The organism is Chroococcidiopsis cubana SAG 39.79 (assembly GCF_003991895.1).
In the GTDB taxonomy this organism is placed as follows: domain Bacteria; phylum Cyanobacteriota; class Cyanobacteriia; order Cyanobacteriales; family Chroococcidiopsidaceae; genus Chroococcidiopsis; species Chroococcidiopsis thermalis.
Genome location: NZ_RSCK01000053.1, coordinates 1 through 19,802, shown reverse-complemented (window position 1 = coordinate 19,802; position 19,802 = coordinate 1). Strand labels below are relative to the sequence as shown.

The 19,802-nt window shown below is 45.3% G+C and carries 17 protein-coding genes; 9 read left to right on the top strand and 8 right to left on the bottom strand.

All coding sequences use genetic code 11. The annotated features are described in order from the left end of the window. The first annotated feature begins 97 nt into the window (after positions 1-97). Complete coding sequence (hemB, locus tag DSM107010_RS24410) at positions 98-1,078, top strand: porphobilinogen synthase (RefSeq protein WP_106169409.1); 981 nt, start codon at positions 98-100, stop codon at positions 1,076-1,078. 175 nt (positions 1,079-1,253) lie between these two features. Here the strand turns inward: hemB and DSM107010_RS24405 are convergent, their stop codons facing one another. Beyond that, positions 1,254-2,879, bottom strand: coding sequence for an iron uptake porin (locus tag DSM107010_RS24405; RefSeq protein ID WP_106169410.1), 1,626 nt, complete (start codon positions 2,877-2,879; stop codon positions 1,254-1,256). 322 nt (positions 2,880-3,201) lie between these two features. Here DSM107010_RS24405 and DSM107010_RS24400 point away from each other — a divergent pair, with 322 nt between their 5' ends. Then, entirely contained in the window at positions 3,202-4,194 is a 993-nt protein-coding gene (locus tag DSM107010_RS24400) for a metal ABC transporter substrate-binding protein (protein ID WP_106169412.1), read from the top strand. 6 nt (positions 4,195-4,200) lie between these two features. Beyond that, positions 4,201-5,010 (top strand): metal ABC transporter ATP-binding protein, encoded by an 810-nt coding sequence (locus tag DSM107010_RS24395; RefSeq protein ID WP_015152504.1) that lies wholly within the window; start codon positions 4,201-4,203, stop codon positions 5,008-5,010. A 121-nt stretch (positions 5,011-5,131) separates the two neighbouring features. On the opposite strand, the gene DSM107010_RS24390 is transcribed toward DSM107010_RS24395, so the two are convergent. Then, positions 5,132-5,704, bottom strand: coding sequence for a DUF2808 domain-containing protein (locus DSM107010_RS24390; RefSeq protein ID WP_015152503.1), 573 nt, complete (start codon positions 5,702-5,704; stop codon positions 5,132-5,134). Positions 5,705-6,115: 411 nt separating this feature from the next. Here DSM107010_RS24390 and DSM107010_RS24385 point away from each other — a divergent pair, with 411 nt between their 5' ends. Together DSM107010_RS24385 and DSM107010_RS24380 are read left to right on the top strand one after the other, a co-directional pair. Next, positions 6,116-6,625: a hypothetical protein gene (locus tag DSM107010_RS24385; RefSeq protein ID WP_015152502.1), complete on the top strand. Its 510-nt coding sequence runs from the start codon at positions 6,116-6,118 to the stop codon at positions 6,623-6,625. Between the two features lie 326 nt (positions 6,626-6,951). Beyond that, positions 6,952-7,236, top strand: coding sequence for a tetratricopeptide repeat protein (locus DSM107010_RS24380; protein WP_015152501.1), 285 nt, complete (start codon positions 6,952-6,954; stop codon positions 7,234-7,236). An 84-nt stretch (positions 7,237-7,320) separates the two neighbouring features. Here DSM107010_RS24380 and DSM107010_RS24375 read toward each other — a convergent pair whose 3' ends face one another. The 6 genes from DSM107010_RS24375 to DSM107010_RS24350 all read right to left on the bottom strand — a co-directional run bounded on the left by DSM107010_RS24375 (position 7,321) and on the right by DSM107010_RS24350 (position 16,562). Then, a complete protein-coding gene (locus DSM107010_RS24375; RefSeq protein WP_106169520.1) occupies positions 7,321-8,541 on the bottom strand; it encodes an acetate kinase in 1,221 nt (406 codons plus the stop codon). 117 nt (positions 8,542-8,658) lie between these two features. Next, positions 8,659-9,354, bottom strand: coding sequence for a class I SAM-dependent methyltransferase (locus DSM107010_RS24370; RefSeq protein WP_015152499.1), 696 nt, complete (start codon positions 9,352-9,354; stop codon positions 8,659-8,661). Positions 9,355-9,511: 157 nt separating this feature from the next. Next, a complete protein-coding gene (locus DSM107010_RS24365) occupies positions 9,512-10,150 on the bottom strand; it encodes a histidine phosphatase family protein (protein ID WP_015152498.1) in 639 nt (212 codons plus the stop codon). A 68-nt stretch (positions 10,151-10,218) separates the two neighbouring features. Then, the gene (gene gap / locus DSM107010_RS24360; protein ID WP_241994334.1) at positions 10,219-11,286 is read right to left on the bottom strand and encodes a type I glyceraldehyde-3-phosphate dehydrogenase; all 1,068 of its coding nucleotides are present in this window, start codon (positions 11,284-11,286) and stop codon (positions 10,219-10,221) included. Between the two features lie 58 nt (positions 11,287-11,344). Then, a complete protein-coding gene (locus DSM107010_RS24355) occupies positions 11,345-13,894 on the bottom strand; it encodes a glycogen/starch/alpha-glucan phosphorylase (protein ID WP_127024123.1) in 2,550 nt (849 codons plus the stop codon). Between the two features lie 181 nt (positions 13,895-14,075). Next, positions 14,076-16,562 carry a phosphoketolase family protein gene (locus DSM107010_RS24350; RefSeq protein ID WP_106169101.1) on the bottom strand — a complete coding sequence of 829 codons (2,487 nt, stop codon included), beginning with the start codon at positions 16,560-16,562 and terminating at the stop codon, positions 14,076-14,078. A 456-nt stretch (positions 16,563-17,018) separates the two neighbouring features. Here DSM107010_RS24350 and DSM107010_RS24345 point away from each other — a divergent pair, with 456 nt between their 5' ends. From DSM107010_RS24345 to DSM107010_RS24330, 4 genes are all read left to right on the top strand, one after another. Beyond that, the gene (locus tag DSM107010_RS24345; protein WP_015152494.1) at positions 17,019-17,612 is read left to right on the top strand and encodes a MarC family protein; all 594 of its coding nucleotides are present in this window, start codon (positions 17,019-17,021) and stop codon (positions 17,610-17,612) included. A gap of 264 nt (positions 17,613-17,876) precedes the next feature. Beyond that, positions 17,877-18,248: an oligopeptide/dipeptide ABC transporter ATP-binding protein gene (locus tag DSM107010_RS24340; RefSeq protein WP_106169102.1), complete on the top strand. Its 372-nt coding sequence runs from the start codon at positions 17,877-17,879 to the stop codon at positions 18,246-18,248. Between the two features lie 21 nt (positions 18,249-18,269). Continuing rightward, positions 18,270-19,469, top strand: a complete 1,200-nt coding sequence (locus DSM107010_RS24335) for an FAD-dependent monooxygenase (protein WP_106169103.1) — start codon at positions 18,270-18,272, stop codon at positions 19,467-19,469. A 12-nt stretch (positions 19,470-19,481) separates the two neighbouring features. Beyond that, positions 19,482-19,745: a hypothetical protein gene (locus tag DSM107010_RS24330; RefSeq protein WP_241994333.1), complete on the top strand. Its 264-nt coding sequence runs from the start codon at positions 19,482-19,484 to the stop codon at positions 19,743-19,745. The last annotated feature ends 57 nt before the right edge of the window (positions 19,746-19,802 follow it).

Below are 19,802 nucleotides of genomic sequence, written 5' to 3'. Positions count from 1 at the left end.
TAACAACAGTTACTCATTCTGTCAGTAGGGCGATCGCCGCGTAATATACTTCAAGATCTGAGCGCTACATCTTCTCAAGCTGTCATAATACAACGTCATGTTTCCAATTCATCGCCCTCGCCGCTTAAGAACTCATCCCCAACTGCGCCGGATGGTGCGGGAAACGGTTTTATCTAAAAACGATTTAATTTATCCTCTTTTTGCCGTTCCTGGTGAAGCATTTGCCAAAGAAGTCAAATCGATGCCAGGAGTCTACCAGTTATCTGTAGACAAAATTGTGGAGGAAGCCAAAGAAGTTTACGATCTGGGTATCCCGTCGATTATTCTATTTGGCATTCCTGAAGATAAAGATACCGATGCAACTGGAGCTTGGCACGATTGCGGAATCGTCCAGAAAGCTGCAACTGCTGTCAAAGAAGCAGTACCAGATTTAATTGTGATTGCCGACACCTGCTTGTGCGAGTATACCAGTCACGGTCACTGTGGCTATTTGCAAACAGGCGATCTGATGGGACAGGTTTTGAACGATCCTACCTTGGAATTACTCAAGAAAACAGCAGTCTCTCAAGCTAAAGCTGGAGCTGATATTATCGCACCTTCGGGAATGATGGACGGATTTGTGCAAGCGATCCGCGAAGGTTTAGATGCAGCAGGATTCCAAGATACGCCGATTTTATCTTATGCGGCGAAGTACGCTTCAGCTTATTACGGACCCTTCCGCGATGCTGCCGATTCTACACCCCAATTTGGCGATCGCCGCACGTATCAAATGGACCCAGGAAACGCCCGCGAAGCGATTAAAGAAGTCGAACTCGATATTGCTGAAGGGGCAGACATGCTGATGGTGAAGCCTGCTTTGGCATACATGGACATTATCTGGCGGGTGAAGGAAGCGACCAATTTACCTGTAGCCGCCTACAATGTCTCTGGCGAGTATTCGATGGTGAAAGCCGCTGCCCTCAATGGCTGGATCGACGAACAGCGGGTAGTTATGGAGACTCTGACGAGCTTGAAACGGGCGGGGTCGGATATGATATTGACATATCACGCGAAAGATGCTGTGCGTTGGCTAGATTAAATAAAAATGTAGAGGAGTGACATGTAACGTCTCTACATTTTGCGATCGAACGTTTGCAACACATTTGTAGGGGCGCACAGCTGTGCGCCCCTACTACCGTCAATCTTTTCAGGGCAGGTTTATTTAGTTCTTCGTGCGTTTACAGAGATTATTGGTGAACCCGCCCCTACCTTACCTAAAAACTAAATGTCGTCCGCAGCGCGCCGATGATGGCATCATCGTTGTCGTTATTAAATCCAGGTGCAGTAATCCAAATTACGCCTGGAGTAATGGCAATGTTATCCGTGAGTTGATATTGATAGAATCCTTCAATATGGAAGGAAGTATCTTCGTCCTCCGTAACTTCAGCAACAGTAGAATCTTCCACTTTTGGTTCCATACCAAAGACAAAACCAAGGAGACTGCCCTCTTTACCGAAATCTGGAAAGCCTAAAGTAACGGCGTAGTTCCAGATTTCTAAATCGCCGCGATCGAATGCGCCATTCACTGTAGAAAGCAAAGTCGTTCTCGTGTAGCCAGCCCAACCACCAACGACAATGCCATCGCTTAATTGCCAAGATAGCTGTACGCCGTAGGCATTGCTAGAAGTCGGCACATCTGGTGCGTCGTCGCCTTGTCCGATGATTTGTCTGCTAGCAAAGTAATCGGCATCGAACTGATTAAAGGTGGCATTTCTGCTACCCGTACCTGTATCGTCAGCACGGTAGGAATGAACGTAAGTCAAACCTAACTTTAAGCGATCGCTTGGCTTAAATAAGACTTGTCCGATCGCCGCATAAGGACCATTAAATAAGCCACTACTATCAGCTGGATCGTTTCCTTCGGCTGCCAAGTATCCTAAACTGATCTCGAAGAGATCGCCTAATTGATGTTTAATGCCTAAGCCCGCACCATCACCTAAGTTGTAGATGGGGTTGCGCGTGCCATACAGAGACAATGCCCCTGAATCACCATCTCCATCGAATAGCGTTACTGTATCAGTAAAATCATAGAACGCCGCACCAGCCGCAGCTAGGGTAACTTCTGTACTCTCACCAAGGGGGAAAGTGTATTCTAGAGTTTCTAGACCAACATCGTTATCCGGTTCTTCTTCATCTTGGGCGCGGGTGAAAGCTAAATCTCCTTCTGCCGTGCCTGTAATCCCAGCGTATCCCCTAAAGTTGCCCGCCGAGATGAGCGTGTACAGTAAATCTTTTCCGGTAAAACTAGTACTGAATTCTAGTCTGGCTCTGTCTGTAAAGATAGTATTGTCTTCCACTTCCTCACCAGTTTCGGCATTGTCACCACCGAAAACATCCGAGACTGCGGCAACAACAACTCCACTTAGTTTCGTGGTGGTAGAAAACTGATTTGCTTCTAATTCAGCGGTTGCTGCTTCTAAGCTATCAACTCGACCGCGCAAGGTAGCAAGTTCTGTGCCAAACTCTTCTTGTAACTTTTGTAGGGTAGCCAAGTCTTCTTTTGTCACTAAGTCTGTTGTTGCCGTAGCAATCAACTCGTTGACTCGATCCAAACAAGCATTTAATCCCGCCGCGAACTCATATCTTGTTAAGGCTCGATTACCGCGATACGTACCATCAGGATAACCTGCGATACAACCGTAACGCTCAACCAAAGATTGCAATGCCTGAAAAGCCCAGTCAGTTGGTTGCACGTCTGATAACTGGGAAACTGAAGTCACCTGCGCCATAGTATTGCTAGTCTTTGGATTCGCTGCGGCAGGGAACCACGGGCTGCAAGCTAATATAGTTGCAAAAACTACCGGACTAGCCAAAAGCGATCGCCACAAGCTTTTATTCATGATTTACTTTCCTCACACCAAGATGTTGCTCTCTCATTGCAGTCATGACAACCGCTGAAAACGAAAGTCTGCAACTTTTTCTCAATAGTTTGACAGAAAACCAGCTACTTTGGCTGCATTTTTTCAACAATTTTTTATTTAAATTTTCTATCTTAGGGGGGATGCCAACACTGTTCGTAATTGCTGGTAAACCACAATTTATACTCAACAGCGACTCGCTACTGAGATCGGTACATAAGAAGGTGATATTGATTCTCATTGTAGTTGTAAAATAGACTTCTGGTTCAAACTCAACCCTTTAGCCAATGCCAGGAGAAAAATTGTGAGCCGCTGCTACTTGAGATATCGGGGTGGATGGCAACTCAGCCTACCCTTGATGTCACTCCTACTGTCATCAATTGTTACAGGCTGCAATAACCAAGCAAGTTCGCCGCCACCTGCGCCTCAAGTGGAGACAGTTGCCTCGCCGTCGGATCGGTCAAAGGTAGTGACGACATTTTTACCGATGTACTGGTTTACCAAAGCAGTAGCGGGAGAGGAGGCGCAAGTAGAAATTTTAGTCCCGCCTGGTACGGAAGTCCACGAATACCAAGCAACACCAGCTAACGTGCAGGCGATCGCCACGGCTGATGTTTTAGTCAAAAACGGTTTGGGCTTGGAGGAATTTCTGGAAGATACGGTAAAAAATGCGGGTAACTCCAAGTTGAAACAAGTCGAAGCAAGTCAAGGAATAAAACCTGTAACAGAAATCTCCCCAGTGGAAGAAACCACTTCAGAAGAAGAACACGGACACGGACACGAACACGCTGAGGGTAATCCCCATGTCTGGCTCGATCCCGTCTTGGCGCAAAAACAAGTCAATAACATTCGAGATGGCTTAATTGCTGCCGATCCGCAAAATAAAGCGACTTACACCACTAACGCCGCCAACTACATCCAACAGTTGCAGGCACTCGATCGCGAGTTTAGGCAAAGGTTACAAAAATATCCTAACTGCACGTTTGTCACCTTCCACGATGCCTATCCTTATTTGGCACAACGTTACAAACTCAAACAAGTAGCAGTAGTAGAAATTCCCGAAGACCAATTATCGCCCCAGGATATTCAAAGGGCGATCGCGGCGGTGAAAAAATACAACGTCAAAGCGGTGTTTGGCGAACCAGGGACAGATAACAGGTTGCTAAAAAATCTTTCGCAAGATTTAAACCTGACTTTCAGACCTCTCGATCCTCTGGAGACAGGAGAGACGAATCCCCAATATTATTTCACGGCAATGAAAGCCAACCTCAAATCGTTGGAAGCGGGTTGTCAGTAACCAATTGTGAATCATTCAGCAATAACTAGTAACAAATATCCGATTCTGAAGGTAGAAGACTTAACAGTTTACCAAGGAAACTATCTCGCCGTCCGCGATGTTTCCTTTGAACTGATTTCAGGGACGGATACAGCGATTGTCGGTCCCAACGGCGCGGGGAAAAGCACCCTCGTACAAGCATTATTGGGAATAATTCCCTATGCTGCGGGCAAAATTGAAATTTTCGATCGCCCCATAGGACGCTTGGGGAGATTGTGCCATCAGATCGGCTACATGCCGCAAAATTTTATCTTCGATCGCAGTTTTCCGATTTCTGTCAGCGAATTAGTTGGGTTGGGATACGTGGAGAGACAACAGGGTAGGGGCGCACAGCTATGCGTCCCTATAATAAATTCAATGCATCCTCGACCGGAGAGAAAAAAAGAGGCGATCGACCGAGCATTAAAACGAGTTAACGGCTACCATCTGCGCCGACAGGCAATTGGTAGCCTCAGTGGAGGTGAATTAAAACGGGTGCTGCTAGCGTATTGTTTAGTAATGCCACGGCAGCTATTAATCTTGGATGAAGCTTTTGCAGGTGTAGACGCGCAAGGTGCAGCCGATTTTTACAACTTATTAAACGAACTCAAACAACAGGAAAATTGGACGGTATTGCAGATCTCTCACGATTTAGATATGGTCAACCATCACTGCGATCGTGTTTTGTGTCTCAACCAAAGCCTAATTTGCACGGGTACGCCCGAAATTGCCCTATCTCCACAAAACTTACTAGCAACTTACGGTCCCAACTTCAGCCGCTACCATCATCGGCATTAGAAAAGTCAAAAGTCAAAAGTCAGAAGTCAAAATGGAGGGAGTTACTCTTGAGCTGAGAGAGAAAACAACTACCAATTACCAATTACCAACTACCACTCTTCGCTGATAACTGATAACTGATTCAAAAAATGTCTCTACTCCCACCGTTGTTGTAGAAATGTAACCGACCGAAGCCCATGAATTGACTGCGGACTTTTTCCCCTGGCGGAAAAGCGGTGACACCAAATAGATAAACTCCAGAAGTTGTGGGATTCGCTCTCGGTCTGAGCCCGATTGTAATGGCTCTACCTGGGGGAATTGGCGGATCGAAATTGACTGTCACCGTTCGCGTTTCTCGATCGTGGGTGACTTCGCCTAATTTAATTTTGTCACCGCGATCGCGGCGCGTGCCAACAAATGCGCGGGTATCATCGAGCCTATAGCGAATATTGTCTGCGCCTTCCTTTTGATGAATCGTTACCCGTTGTAAGGGTTCGCTTGCTGCTTTGGGAATGGCGATCGTGAAGTAGTAAGTTGCGCCCCAGACGCTGACGCTATCAAAAGTGGTTGTTGCTTCTAATAGATCTGGCGGTTGTACGAAAGCAACTGAACCGTCTCCTAGCTGCACGGCTTGTACGGTTGAGGGAATTACTCCACCTAAACCCAAACCTACCGCGATCGCGGTTCCCAACAATCTGATAATTTGTCTCACCATACTATCTACCTGTAGATCGGGGAGTCGTAGGGGCGGGTTTAGCAACAGATTTACGAGTTATGGCAATAAATCCACGTTCAAAACCCGCTCGTACAGAAGTCGCGAGAAGAGAGCTGAGGGTGAACAACCAATTACTCGTTACCCATTACCCATCACCCATTACCAACTATCAACTTTATTGTAATATTTCTTATTTTAAAAATGAAAAACAATTTCTTCTTATTAATTCTCAACTTAGAATTCAAACATAATTTATATTTGAGTACCTATCAATTAGTTAAGCTAAAGGTAATCGGCAATTGGTAATTGGTAATTGGTAATTGGTAGCTGGTTGCTAGTCACTGATAACTTTGTAGAGACGTTACATGTAACGTCTCTACACCGATAAATCATTCAATTAGGGGATTTGATATGACTGTTGCATCAACCACTCAATTGAAGCGACCCATTTGGCATACTGTTGTCATCTTGACTTTGGGGCTTTGGCTTGGTGGTAGCTTGCTTTTAGACTGGGTAATTATGCCTAGTTTATATGTATCTGGGATGATGACTCAACCTGGATTTACATCAGCAGGCTATTTCATGTTTTGGAATTTTAATCGGATTGAATTACTTTCTGCTGCCTTAGTATTGACAGGGGTTTTAGCACTCGGCAAATCGCAATTATATCATGCTAATTTGGCTTGGAAAGCCGCAATTTTATCTTCGCTGTTGCTAGCGATCGCCCTGATTAATACTTATTTTCTCACTCCCAATATGTGTGCTGTAGGAATGCCGCTGAATGTATTTGAGTCCGTTCAGGAAATTCCTTCTGTGATGAATCAATTGCACGCTGGTTACTGGCTGCTAGAAGCTGTGAAACTTTCAGTTGGTGGTACGTTGTTAGTTTGGTGCTTCCGCCAAAAAGCTGAAGTTAACTAATTTGACTTAGCAGATTTTCCTAGTAGGGTGGGCAATGCTCACCCTACTTTTTATTTAAGATTTATTACTATTAATTAACTAACATTATGTTATTTGGCTTTTGATGGCAAAGAAATGAAGCGATCGTCTTCGATTGAGCTTGGCGATCGCTGAGAATAAGTCACTTTCCGTTCAAATTTAAAAAAATTGTATCGAGAAGAACAAACTTTCTTTGAGTTAGAATGGTAGATTTTTGTTTCTAGCTACTTAATTTTTTGCGTCACCTTGTTGTAAATTCTTCAACATAGCAAAGAAATTTTTTAGCTGCAAACCTGCGAGGAATAAACATGAAAGTTGTTGAAGAAGCGATGACTGCTGAAGACTTCATGAAGCAAGCAGCAGCTAGGGCTGATGGTGGAGATTATGTAGGAGCAATTCAAAGCTACGACGAAGCGGTATCGATAAATCCTGAGAATGCTAGAGCTTTTGGCAATCGCGGCTTTATGAGGCTAAATTTAGGCGATCGCATGGGTGCGTTGTCAGATTTTCGTGCTGCCGCAGAACTCTTCCTCTCCCAAGGCAGAATGGCTAATTATGAGATGGTGTTGGACTATATCGAGAAGATGCAGTAGATAGGTAGTTGGTAAGAAAGTGGTGCGTGGTGCGTGGAATATTTGCGACTGGCGACTCCTGTAGGGGCGCACAGCAGTGCGCCCCTACGACTCTCGATTCAACAGATTCCAGCAAGATTGAGCGATCGCCCAATCTTCTTGGGTTTGGACGACTAAAACGCGGATCTTTGAATCAGAGGTGGCGATGTCTGCATCCTTGGGGGAAGCTTGATTTTTACTGGGATCGAGTTTCAATCCCAGAAATTCAAAAGCTTCACAGGTGGCTGTACGAGTTAGAGGGTGATTTTCTCCCACCCCAGCAGTGAAGACAAGTGCATCCGTTCCTGACAAGGAAGCTAGCATCGAACCGATGTGCGATCGCAGGCGATGAATATAAATGTCAAATGCTAATTTGGCGCGATCGTTTCCCTCGGCGATCGCTTGGCTGATTTGGCGCATATCCCCACTAATACCAGAAACGCCTTTCAGTCCCGATTGTTTATTGAGCATCTCGTCTAACTGCTCGGTACTGTAACCCTGTCGCAATAGATAGAGGAGAATGCTGGGATCGATAGAACCCGATCGCGTCCCCATCATCAATCCCTCTAAGGGTGTAAATCCCATTGTCGTATTGATGCAGCTCCCATCGCGGATTGCTGCTAAAGAACAACCGTTACCTAAATGACAGGTAATCAGTTTGAGGGAACTAAGATCTCTGTCTAACAAATATGCGGCGCGACGAGATACGTATTCATGACTGATTCCGTGGAAACCGTAACGGCGAATTCCTTGTTCGGACAACTCGTAAGGGATGGGGTAAACGACTGCACCAGGGGGAATGGAACTGTGAAAAGCAGTATCGAATACTGCTACTTGCGGTACTTGTGGTAAAGTCTGCTCGATCGCCTCAATCCCCTCTAAATTGACGGGATTGTGTGCGGGTGCAAGGTTTGCTAGTTCTTTTATTGCTGCTTTCACCTCGGGAGTGATGCGAGTTGGCTGAGAGTAATGCTGTCCGCCGTGAACGACACGGTGTCCGACGAGTTGGATTTCAGCTAAATCGAAAATCACCTGTGTCTCGCCTTGCATTAAAGTATCGAGCATTTGGGCGATCGCCTGCTGTCGTTCTTTGACAGGAATTTCTGTTTTTATCGATGCTCCATGAGAGGTTTTTACCTTGAGTAAGCCGACTGCCGATTTTCCCGTCCAGTCTATGGTGGCTTCCCACAATGGCTCAACTGGTTGCTCTAGAATCCCATCTCCCGTAATTTCGTAGAGACAACTTTTTTGGCTGCTCGATCCGGCGTTGAGTACAAGGATTTTCATCAGTCAGTTATCAGTTAACAGTTATCAGTTAACAGCGATCGGTCTTCCGACTTAAATTTCACTCGGATTCTAGATTTTCGGCAGCAATTTGTTGAGTGTCTAAAGATGTATATAGCTCTAAGATTCTGCTAGGACTAATAGCGAGTATCCTCCTAGTAGCCGTACTGTAACATCTGGGGCGATCGCATGTAAAATTTTTCGCGGTAGACTTAGAGATCGCGCTTTAAAGGATTTCGGGCGATCGACATGCTCGGCGGTGTAGCAATAATCTAAAATTTTGTAGCCAGCGTCTTTCAAAGCCAAAAGAGCTGTATCTTTCATAAAGTAGTGTATATGACCGACGTTTTCTCGCATCCACAAAATCGGTTCGGCTCGCAGAACAAATTGAGCTGACATGTCGAGAGGAATATGAAAAATTTTATATTTAGATTTGGGTTTTAACTGTCTTAAAAAATTTAAATAGTCTTCTACATGCTCGAACACGTCGATACAGAGTAAAATATCGAAAGGATCGATCTCTATTTTAGTTATATCCTCACAGGCAAAAGATAAATTTTGATTTTGGCGCTGTCGAGAGAGTTGGATTGCTTGAGGTGAGATATCATATCCTTGAAATCTGACATGATCTGGTAAGGATAACTGTAGTTGTCTTAAAATCTCTCCAGCACCGCAGCCAATTTCACAAATAGAACGAGGATTTAACTGATTTTTCTGAATTATACTCAGAATTTGCTGGGCTTTCCAAGGGGAATCTTCAACACCATAAGATGGATTATTTTCAAGGTAAGTTCCATCGACATAAATAGTTTGCATAAGCTCTATTTAGATTTAATTGTGAGTGAATTTTGACCTCGGACTTACTCAAGCGCGCAAAATTGAAGAGAAAGAGCGATCGCGAATGTTTCAAATCTTAGTTTAGGGAAAATACCCAGAGCAAAAATGAAATATTTATAGATATATTTGTCGATTATTACGTTCCTGGTAAATTACGTAATTCTGCATCTAGATGATAGCGATCGCCCAACACTTCCAATAAAGGACCGTGTACGTCAAATTTGACAATACTAACAGAAGCAGCTAAAGCAGTAATGCGATCGCGATAACGTCCGACATCGATCCCCAATAAACTGCAAAGAATAATCCTAATCGTGGCTTTGTGAGAGACGATCAAAACATTGCCTGTAGGACATTTAGCTTCAATTTCAGAAATAACAGGCATAGCGCGGCTGGCAATTTGAACACCAGTTTCACCTTCAGTCGGCGGATTCCAAGCTGGTTCCGTCAACCATCGGACGTAATCTTCTTCGTAATGTTGCTTGACAAATTCCAGCGTTTGTCCTTCCCATTTGCCGTAGCGAATCTCCTTCAATCCGTCGCGCAATTGCATATCCATCGCGATCGCATCACATAGAGGTTTTGCAGTTGCGATCGTGCGTTTCATCGGACTGACATAAACCGCCGTCCAAGGCAGAGAACGATAAGTTTCGGCAAACGCCTTTGCCATCAACATCCCTTCTGGGGTCAGTTCTGGGTCAAGCTCGCCACAAAAACCTCCCGTGCGGCTGTATTCTGTTTCTCCGTGTCGCAGCAAGTAGAGTTTGAGACTCATGTTTTGATTGGTAATGGGTAATTGGTAATGGGTAGTTGGTAATGACAACTACCAACTACCAACTACCGTTAAGAAACAGCAACCAAGGGGCGATCGCCTGTTAATATGCCTTCTTTCTGTGCCATATAAAGCATCAGATCGAGGACGCGACAGGAGTAACCCCACTCGTTGTCATACCAGGAAACGACTTTGAAAAAGTTGGAATTCAACTCGATACCCGCGCCAGCGTCAAAAATGCTAGAACGAGCATCGCTACGGAAATCCATTGAGACAACTTCATCTTCGGTGTAGCCGAGAATGCCTGCTAAGCCATTTTGGGAAGCTTCCTTCATTGCCGCACAGATTTCTTTGTAGCTGGTGGCTTTTTCTGTCTTAAAGGTCAAATCGACAACGGAAACATCGGGGGTAGGGACGCGAAATGCCATTCCGGTAAGCTTACCCTTGAGTTGAGGTAAAACTAACGCTACAGCTTTCGCCGCCCCAGTCGAGGAAGGAATGATATTTTGAGCTGCCCCGCGTCCGCCGCGCCAGTCTTTCTTACTAGGACCATCTACAGTAGGTTGGGTAGCGGTCATAGCGTGTACGGTGGTCATTAAGCCTTCTGTCAAGCCGAATTTATCGTCGATGACTTTGGCAATTGGAGCCAGACAGTTAGTGGTACAGCTAGCATTAGAAACGATCGCATCTTTTTGGGGATCGAATTTGTCGTGATTCACACCCACCAACAGCGTTGGAACCTTATCTGGGTCTTTAGTAGGAGCAGAAATGACTACCCGTTTTGCCCCTGCTTTGAGGTGATTGGCTGCCCCGTCATAGGTGGTAAACAAGCCTGTAGATTCCACAACATAATCTGCACCCAAACTGCCCCAAGGTAACTCAGCCGGATTTTTGATTGCCATACAAGGGACGAACTTGCCGTCGATCGCGATTCCATCTTCCTTCGCCTCCACCCGACCGCTGTAAGTGCCATGAGTGGAGTCGTATTTAAACAAATAGGCAAGATTATCGGGGGGAACGAGATCGTTAATCCCGACAATCTCCACTTGCGGATTATGGGCTGCTACCCGCGCTACTAAACGTCCAATTCGACCAAAACCATTAATGCCAATTTTTAACATAAGTTTGTCATTTGTCATTTGTAGAGTGGCTGGTGGCTAGTGGCTAGAGGCTGGACTCAATTCTTGTCACTAGCCACTAGTCACTAGTCACTGTCCCAAACCAACCATCGCCAGTTTTTTCTGCTGCCAATTGTACCGGAACGGGTTGCACTTTCCAGATCTGCTGGCAGTACTCGCGGATGGCACGGTCTGAGGAGAATTTACCCATGCGGGCTGTATTTAAAATTGACATTTGCAACCACCGATCGCGATCGCGGTATGTCTGAGATACTTGCTGTTGGCAATCGATGTACGGTTGGTAATCTGCCATTAACATGAAGGGGTCTTTGTCAAGTAACAAGTCTACTAGCGGTTTGAATAAGCTGCGATCGCCGTGAGAAAAGTATCCAGAGGCGATTTGGTCGATTGCTTGTTTCAATTGCGGGTTTTCTTTGTAATACTCTCTAGGACGATATCCGGTTAATCTTAAAGCACCAACGTCCTCTGTTGTCAAGCCAAACAAAAAGAAATTTTCTGCCCCCACAGCATTGCGGATCTCGATGTTCGTGCCGTCGAGAGTGCCGATTGTCAATGCCCCATTCATGGCAAACTTCATGTTACCCGTGCCGGATGCTTCTTTACCTGCGGTGGAAATTTGTTCGGAAAGGTCGGCGGCGGGATAGATGGGTTGGCTGTTTTTGACGTTGTAATCTGGTAAAAAAACAACTTTCAAGCGATCGCCAATATCTGGATCTTTGTTGACCACTTCAGCCACGGAGTTGATCAGTTTAATTATCAACTTGGCGATGTAATAACCAGGAGCGGCTTTGCCAGCAAAAATTAAGGTACGGGGGGTAATGTCTAGATTGGGATTTTGTTTGATTTGGTTGTAAAGCGTAATTGCGTGCAATATATTCAGGTGTTGGCGCTTGTATTGGTGAATGCGCTTGACTTGAATGTCAAATAGCGAGTCGGGATCGACTTTAACACCCGTGCGATCGAGTAAAATTTCAGCGACGTTAACTTTATTTTCCCGCTTGATCTGCTGCCATTCTTGCTGAAACCCTGGATCTTCAGCGTAGGTTTCTATTCGTTGTACGTCTTCTAAATGTTTGATCCAATTATCTCCGATACAACTGGTAATCAGATTTGTCAGTTTGGGGTTACTCAAGACAATCCAACGACGGGGAGTTACGCCATTTGTGATGTTGGTGAATTTTTCAGGGAAAAACTCGTAAAAGTCTAACAGCGTGGTTTTTTGTAGCAATTCGCTGTGGAGTGCTGCGACTCCGTTAATTTTGTGGCTACCAACGCAGGCGAGGTGTGCCATCCGCACGAATTTACCATCGTTTTCGTCAATTAAAGATAAGCGTCCGATCCGTCCTTCATCCGTACCAAATTTATGCCGTACCTGTTCTAAAAAGCGCCAATTAATTTCATAAATGATTTCTAAATGACGGGGAAGAAGGCTGCTAAATAACTTCAGCGACCACTTTTCTAAAGCTTCTGGCAGTAAAGTATGGTTGGTGTAACCAAAAGTTTTTTGGGTAATTTCCCAAGCGGGTTCCCAGTCCATGTCGTGTTCGTCCAACAACAATCGCATCAATTCGGCAACTGCGATCGCGGGATGGGTATCGTTGAGTTGAACGGCGAATTTTTCGTGGAACTGTTCTAAGGGCAATTTCTGCCGTAACATGATTCGCAGCATATCTTGCAAGGCGCAGGAAACAAAGAAATACTGCTGTTCTAAACGTAGTTGCTTACCTTCGTAAGTTTCATCGTTGGGATAAAGTACCTTGGTTAAGTTTTCCGAGGTAACTTTTTGATCCACCGCACCGTAATAATTCCCGCGATTAAAGGCTTCAAAATCAAAAGATTCTGGTGCTTCGGCTTTCCACAACCGCAAGGTATTAGCCGTGTTGACCTTGTAACCCAAAATCGGCGTATCGTAGGGTATGCCCAGGACAACTTTGTGGGGAATCCAGCGTACCCGATAGCGTCCTTGCGCATTTTTATGTGCTTCGGTGCGTCCGCCAAATTTCACCGAAACAGCCCATTCTGGACGAGCAATTTCCCAAGGGTTGCCATAGCGCAGCCATTTATCAGTTTTCTCAACTTGCCAGCCGTTACGGATCAGTTGGTCGAAAATGCCAAATTCGTAGCGGATACCATAGCCAAGGGTAGGAATTTCCAAGCTTGCCAAGGAATCGAGGTAACAAGCAGCTAACCGACCCAAACCCCCATTGCCTAACCCTGGTTCCTCTTCTTTTGCCAGTAATTCTTTGAGATCGAGTTTTAACTCGGTCATGGCTTGCTGCACTTGGTTGTAAATGCCCAAATTGATTAGGTTATTACCCAAATGCGGACCCATCAAGAACTCAGCCGAGAGGTAGGCAACAGTACGCGATCCTTGCTGGGTGTAGATTGCGGCTGTATTTACCCAACGTTGCAGGAGGCGATCGCGTACTGTATAGGCAAGTGCCATGTAGTAGTCGTGTTTCGTGGCAAGGGCAGGAAACTTGCCTTGGACGTAGAATAAGTTGTCTAAAAACGCTCGCTTCAGGGTTTCAACCCCAATCCCCGTGCGATCGTCTTCGCATTGCATCCCCGTGTCTTGACCTTGCAGTTGGGGTTCTTGGATTTGCATATTCAATTCCTGTTAACTGTCTCCTGCTATTAACCTTGCCCGATTTTTACTACTACAAAAGTCAAAATGATTACAAGGGAAGTCAAAAGTCAAAATTTAAAAGTCAAAAATTAGGAGCCAGGAGTCAGAAGTAATTTTTCTCCCTCAGCCTCCTGGGCTCCCCCAGTTCCCCCAGCTCTCTTCACTTCCTCGCCGCGCCTTCTTCTCCTTCTAAAGACGGAGTTGAACTAGCATTATCTTGTTGGGTATCGATCGCCCCTTTCTCAGCAGGAGAACCGCTGTAATATTGCCATACCCATTGGCGAATTTCCGCCATGTCTTCGCCATATGTGGAGACGTAATGTCTGTGTTCGATCAGTTTGTCTTTGAGCATTTGCTTGACATATGCTGCTTTAGATCCCAATTTAGGCACGCGATCGATCGCATCCATGACTAAATGGAAACGGTCTAAGTCGTTAAGGACAACCATATCAAATGGCGTGGTTGTCGTTCCCTCTTCCTTGTAGCCGCGAACGTGTAGGTTGCGGTGGTTGGTGCGGCGATATGTGAGGCGGTGGATCAGCCAGGGATAGCCGTGGAAAGCAAAAATAATCGGCTTATCGGTGGTAAAGATGCTGTCAAAGTCTTTATCTGTCAAACCGTGGGGGTGTTCGGTGTTAGGTTGCATTGTCATCAAATCCACCACATTCACCACCCTAACTTTCAAATCGGGAAAGTGCAGCCGCATCATGTCTACTGCTGCTAAAGTTTCCAAAGTTGGAATATCCCCCGCACACGCCATGACTACATCGGGTTCGCTATCTTTGTCGTTACTTGCCCATTCCCAAATGCCGATTCCTTTGGTACAGTGCTTGACTGCTGCATCCATGTCGAGATATTGCAAGGCTGGCTGTTTTCCAGCGACGATGACGTTGACGTAATGACGCGATCGCAGGCAGTGATCGCCAACTGAGAGTAAAGTATTAGCATCGGGGGGTAAATACACCCGAATCACCTCAGCCTTTTTATTCATGACGTGATCGATAAAACCTGGGTCTTGGTGCGAAAAGCCGTTGTGATCTTGTCGCCAGACGTGGGAAGTCAAGAGGTAATTGAGGGAGGCTACAGGTCTGCGCCAGGTAATGTGACGGGTTGTTTTCAACCACTTGGCATGTTGGTTAAACATCGAATCGATGATGTGGATAAATGCTTCGTAGCAGGAAAATATTCCATGCCGTCCGGTTAGCAAATATCCTTCTAACCATCCCTGACAGGTATGTTCGCTCAATATTTCCATTACCCTACCGTCAGGCGATAGTTGTTCGTCTTCCGGGAAAATATCTGCCGTCCACGTCCGGTCTGTCGTTTTAAAAACTTCACCCAAGCGGTTAGATGCGGTTTCGTCGGGACCAAAAATTCGGAAATTCTGGCTTTTTTCGTTAAATCTCAGAATATCCGCCAGAAACTTACCCAAAACGCGAGTAGCTTCAGATGTTGTCGTACCTGGATTTTTTACCTCCACTGCATAGTGGCGGAAATCTGGCATTTTCAGATCTCGCAATAAAATTCCGCCGTTAGCGTGGGGATTGTCTCCCATGCGCTGTTGTCCGGTGGGTGCGAGTGCGGCTAATTCTGGGAATAACTTACCTTCTGCATCGAAGAGTTCTTCGGGTTTATAACTCTTCATCCACTGTTCTAGCAATTGTACGTGTTCTGGCTTGCTAGACATTTCGGAAAATGGGACTTGGTGCGATCGCCAGGAATTTTCTGTTTTCTTCCCATCCACTTCTTTCGGTCCCGTCCATCCTTTGGGCGATCGCAAAATTATCATCGGATATTGGGGGCGATCCGTAAAACCTTTCGTCCGTGCTTCGTGTTGAATCGCTTTAATGTCCTCTACCACCCGATCCATCGTCGCCGCCATCAGTTGGTGCATGGTAGCGGGATCGTCACCCTCGACGAAATAGGGTTTGTAACCGTAGCCGACGAACAAGCTTTCCAACTCTTGATGACTCATCCGCGCCAACACTGTAGGATTGGCGATTTTGTATCCATTCAGGTGCAAAATCGGTAACACCGCACCATCTCGGACGGGATTGAGGAATTTATTACTATGCCAACTCGTAGCTAAAGCACCCGTTTCCGCTTCGCCATCACCCACGACACACGCCACAATTAAATCGGGGTTGTCAAATGCAGCACCGTATGCATGGGAAACAGCGTAACCTAATTCACCCCCTTCATGGATCGAACCAGGGGTTTCAGGTGCAACGTGGCTGGGAATACCGTAAGGGAAGGAAAATTGTTTGAAGAGTTGCTTCATTCCCTCAGTATCTTGAGAGACATTGGGGTAATATTCGCTATACGTCCCTTCTAAATAAGTGTTGGCAACCAAACCAGGTCCACCATGACCGGGACCAGCAATATAAATCGTGCTGAGGTCATATTTTTTGATAACGCGATTGAGGTGAACGTAGATGAAGTTTAAGCCTGGTGTCGTTCCCCAATGTCCCAACAATCGTGGTTTAATGTGTTCTAGCTTCAGCGGTTCTTTTAGGAGTGGATTGTCTAGAAGATAGATTTGTCCGACTGAAAGATAGTTAGCTGCACGCCAGTAAGCATTCATCTTTTGCAGCTCGTCAGCAGTCAATGAACCTTTTTGTGCTGTAGGAGCGGGTGCTTGAACCATGATGAATTGTTACCCTATTATTTCAAGGTTTTCTACTAAATTCTTTCAATTTCAGAATAGTTTGTTTTCTCTCTAAAGGACGATCGCGATCGCTCTAACTTTCAAAATAGTGAATTGCTCTGATTTTTTTCAGTATAGAGCCAAACAAAAAGATGTTACCCTTCTTAAGCTTTTATTAATTCAGTTATCAGTGTAGAGACGTTACATGGAACGTCTGTTATCAGTTATCAGCGATCGGCATTTGGTGATTATTTGGCGATCGCTACTTCAAACGTTTTCAAAAGAGTTCTGAAAAATTATCTTCAATGGCGATGAAAGTGTTAAAATTCCTGCCGAAACTCAAAAAATGTTGTACTGGCAACGAATGCGATCGACACCTCGATAATTGGTTGTTGTATATAAGTCACAAGTAAAGTCTGTACACTGATAACTGATAGCTGTTAACTGATAACTGATGTGGATATTTCTGTATTTATTAAAACTTTTGTAGCTGTATTCGTGCTAGCGGATGCTTTGGGCAATGCACCCGTGTTTCTGATCTTAACTAAAGGGATGGAACCAGAGCAAAGAAATAGCGTGATAGATCGGGCGAGTTTGGTTGCAACCGGGGTATTGCTGGCGTTTGCCTTTGGTGGTCAATGGATTTTAAGATATTTGGAGATTAGTCTGGGTTCCCTGCGGGTAGCTGGCGGATTATTGCTGCTGTTGATTGCGTTGAAAATGCTCGATGGAGACATAGACACGCCAACGGTAGACCAGCAAAGGGATGTAGCGATTACCCCCCTTGCCTTACCACTTTTAGCGGGACCAGGAACGATTACAACTGTGATGTTATTAATGTCTGATTCTCCCAACGCTCATATTAGCGTGGTGATAGGAGTTGTTGCCGCAATGTTCGTGACGTGGTTAATCGTGCGTCAGTCAGCATTCGTAGATAAATGGATTGGTGCAGAAGGTGAGGTGATTATTACTCAGCTTCTAGGATTTTTATTGGCAGCTTTGGCAATTGAGATTGGTAGTACGGGGATTAAGGAGTTGTTTTTGAGTTGACAGCGTTTAAAACTCAACTTTCGTTGCTAATTTCTTTGCTAAAAATAGCCTAGATGCAAAATATGGGAAATTCCGCAAGCATCTAGCTAGAGATTTCAATCAATCTTGACGCAATTTAGAATAGTCTGCATTTATTTTTTGCCGTAATCTTGCACGTATAATATACGGCTGAGATTAGCTATTTTTGATTTGTGAAGACAGAGCAATATGCTATTGCAAGCTCTTTTCAAAGTAAAAGAACTGGCGTAATGCTCGTTATTTAAGTTGATTTGTACTCTTCTATTATTGACTGCTTGTACGAGTAATCAATCGACACAGAATGCTGCAAATTCAGATTCAACCACTGCGACTCCAGCAGCTAAAACAGGAGGAACTCTAATTTGGGCGCGGTATGGTGATGCTGATTCCCTCGATCCCCATCGCACCACGACAACTCGGATTGTTTATCAAAATCCCCGCCATTCTTACACGATTGGGTTACTACAAAGTATTCTCCGACTGGGCGCACAACGTCAGACGCGCCTGAAAGCAATTGAAGGATTGCCACCCAATTTGATAAATTATCCCAAAGGCTGTCCGTTTGCACCTCGCTGTCAATTTGCGATCGCTCAATGTCATGATGAAGATCCGCTTTAGAGGCTGTAATTGACTAATAAAATGAGCCAAGTTGTAATTGTCGGGGCTGGACCTACTGGCGCAACGCTGGCGCTACTGCTTGTAAAACGCGGCATTACGGTCAAGCTGGTTGAAGCATCTCGTAACTTCCGCCGCGCTTTTCGCGGTGAAGGATTGATGCCTAGCGGGTTAGATGCTTTGGCACAGATGGGATTATCGCCTATGCTAGAGCGGATTCCGCATCAAACGTTAGATGCTTGGGAATTTTTAATTGAGGGGCGATCGCTGTTTCGCGTTGACGAACCAATAGAATCGGGTGGTAAGCCCTGTACTCTCGTTTCACAGCCAGCCCTACTCGAAGCACTAATCGATGAGGCAAGCACTTATGCTAATTTTGAGTTCGTGCAAAATGCTCCCGTGCAAGATTTATTGTGGAGAGATGGACGGGTTTCTGGCGTGAAGCTAGGAAGCGGCGAAATTTATGCCGATTTAGTGGTTGCTGCTGATGGTCGCAATTCTATTGTGCGGCAACGAGCCAATTTGTCTTTAGAGCAAAAGTCTCAAAGTTTCGATATTCTTTGGTTTAAATTAGCAGATAGTCCGCATTTTGAGTCAGAAAATATCTTTTATTCGATCCTTCAAGGTCATCATGCATTTGGTTTGTTTCGTTCTTCAGAAGGAAATTTACAGTTAGGCTGGGCGCTGCGCGATCGCGATTCTGTAAACTGGAAGCAAGTTGATGATTGGTCTGAAATACTTGCATCTGCTTCACCGCCTTGGTTGGCAGAGCATTTTCGCCAAAACGCCAAAACTATCGATCGCCCCGTTCTATTATCTGTTGTAGTTGGTCGCTGTTCGCACTGGTATACACCAGGTTTGCTGTTGTTAGGCGATGCGGCTCATCCCATGTCACCAATCCGCGCTCAAGGCATTAATATGGCTTTGCGCGATATCATTGTTGCGGCAAATCATTTAGTTGGGTTGTTGCAAGAAGCAGCAGAACATACGGCAATTGATGCAGCATTGCCAAAAATTCAAGCCGAGCGGGAGCCGGAAATTATTCGCGTGCAGCAACTTCAAGCTCAAGAAGCGGCTCAGGCTGATTTACTAGAGAAAAGCGCATTCATACGATGGGGCGCTAGCTCGCTAGCTCCATTGTTGCGCTACCCTATTCGTCAGTCTTGGATTGCTCGACAGCGCCAGTTGCGCCAAGGGGTAACGCCAGTAAAGTTAACTGTTTAAGATGGTGCAATCATGAGTCACGCACAGCAGCCACACGCAGTCATTCCGATGAAAACGATTGGTATCTTGGGTGGAATGAGCAGTCAGGCAACAGCTGAATATTATCGCCTAATCAATGCTGGAATTAATCAAGTGCGTGGCGGTTGGAATGCAGCTGAATTGCTCATATGCAGCGTAAATTTTGCCAATATTGAAGCGTTTGTGCGACGCGAACAATGGGATGATGCCGCAAATTATCTTGTTGACAAAGCACTTAAGAACCTATTTATAAAGTAAACCTTTAAGCAGATAGGCGACGTAGCATAATTCGAGTCATAACAGCATAAATAGCTG

Excerpts from the sequence above, each read along its gene's own strand:
- hemB (WP_106169409.1), top strand. The coding sequence starts at position 98 with ATGTTTCCAATTCATCGCCCTCGCCGCTTAAGAACTCATCCCCAACTG.
- DSM107010_RS24405 (WP_106169410.1), bottom strand. The coding sequence starts at position 2,879 with ATGAATAAAAGCTTGTGGCGATCGCTTTTGGCTAGTCCGGTAGTTTTT.
- DSM107010_RS24390 (WP_015152503.1), bottom strand. The coding sequence starts at position 5,704 with ATGGTGAGACAAATTATCAGATTGTTGGGAACCGCGATCGCGGTAGGT.
- DSM107010_RS24385 (WP_015152502.1), top strand. The coding sequence starts at position 6,116 with ATGACTGTTGCATCAACCACTCAATTGAAGCGACCCATTTGGCATACT.
- DSM107010_RS24380 (WP_015152501.1), top strand. The coding sequence starts at position 6,952 with ATGAAAGTTGTTGAAGAAGCGATGACTGCTGAAGACTTCATGAAGCAA.
- DSM107010_RS24375 (WP_106169520.1), bottom strand. The coding sequence starts at position 8,541 with ATGAAAATCCTTGTACTCAACGCCGGATCGAGCAGCCAAAAAAGTTGT.
- DSM107010_RS24370 (WP_015152499.1), bottom strand. The coding sequence starts at position 9,354 with ATGCAAACTATTTATGTCGATGGAACTTACCTTGAAAATAATCCATCT.
- DSM107010_RS24365 (WP_015152498.1), bottom strand. The coding sequence starts at position 10,150 with ATGAGTCTCAAACTCTACTTGCTGCGACACGGAGAAACAGAATACAGC.
- gap (WP_241994334.1), bottom strand. The coding sequence starts at position 11,286 with ATGACAAATGACAAACTTATGTTAAAAATTGGCATTAATGGTTTTGGT.
- DSM107010_RS24355 (WP_127024123.1), bottom strand. The coding sequence starts at position 13,894 with ATGCAAATCCAAGAACCCCAACTGCAAGGTCAAGACACGGGGATGCAA.
- DSM107010_RS24350 (WP_106169101.1), bottom strand. The coding sequence starts at position 16,562 with ATGGTTCAAGCACCCGCTCCTACAGCACAAAAAGGTTCATTGACTGCT.
- DSM107010_RS24335 (WP_106169103.1), top strand. The coding sequence starts at position 18,270 with ATGAGCCAAGTTGTAATTGTCGGGGCTGGACCTACTGGCGCAACGCTG.
- DSM107010_RS24330 (WP_241994333.1), top strand. The coding sequence starts at position 19,482 with ATGAGTCACGCACAGCAGCCACACGCAGTCATTCCGATGAAAACGATT.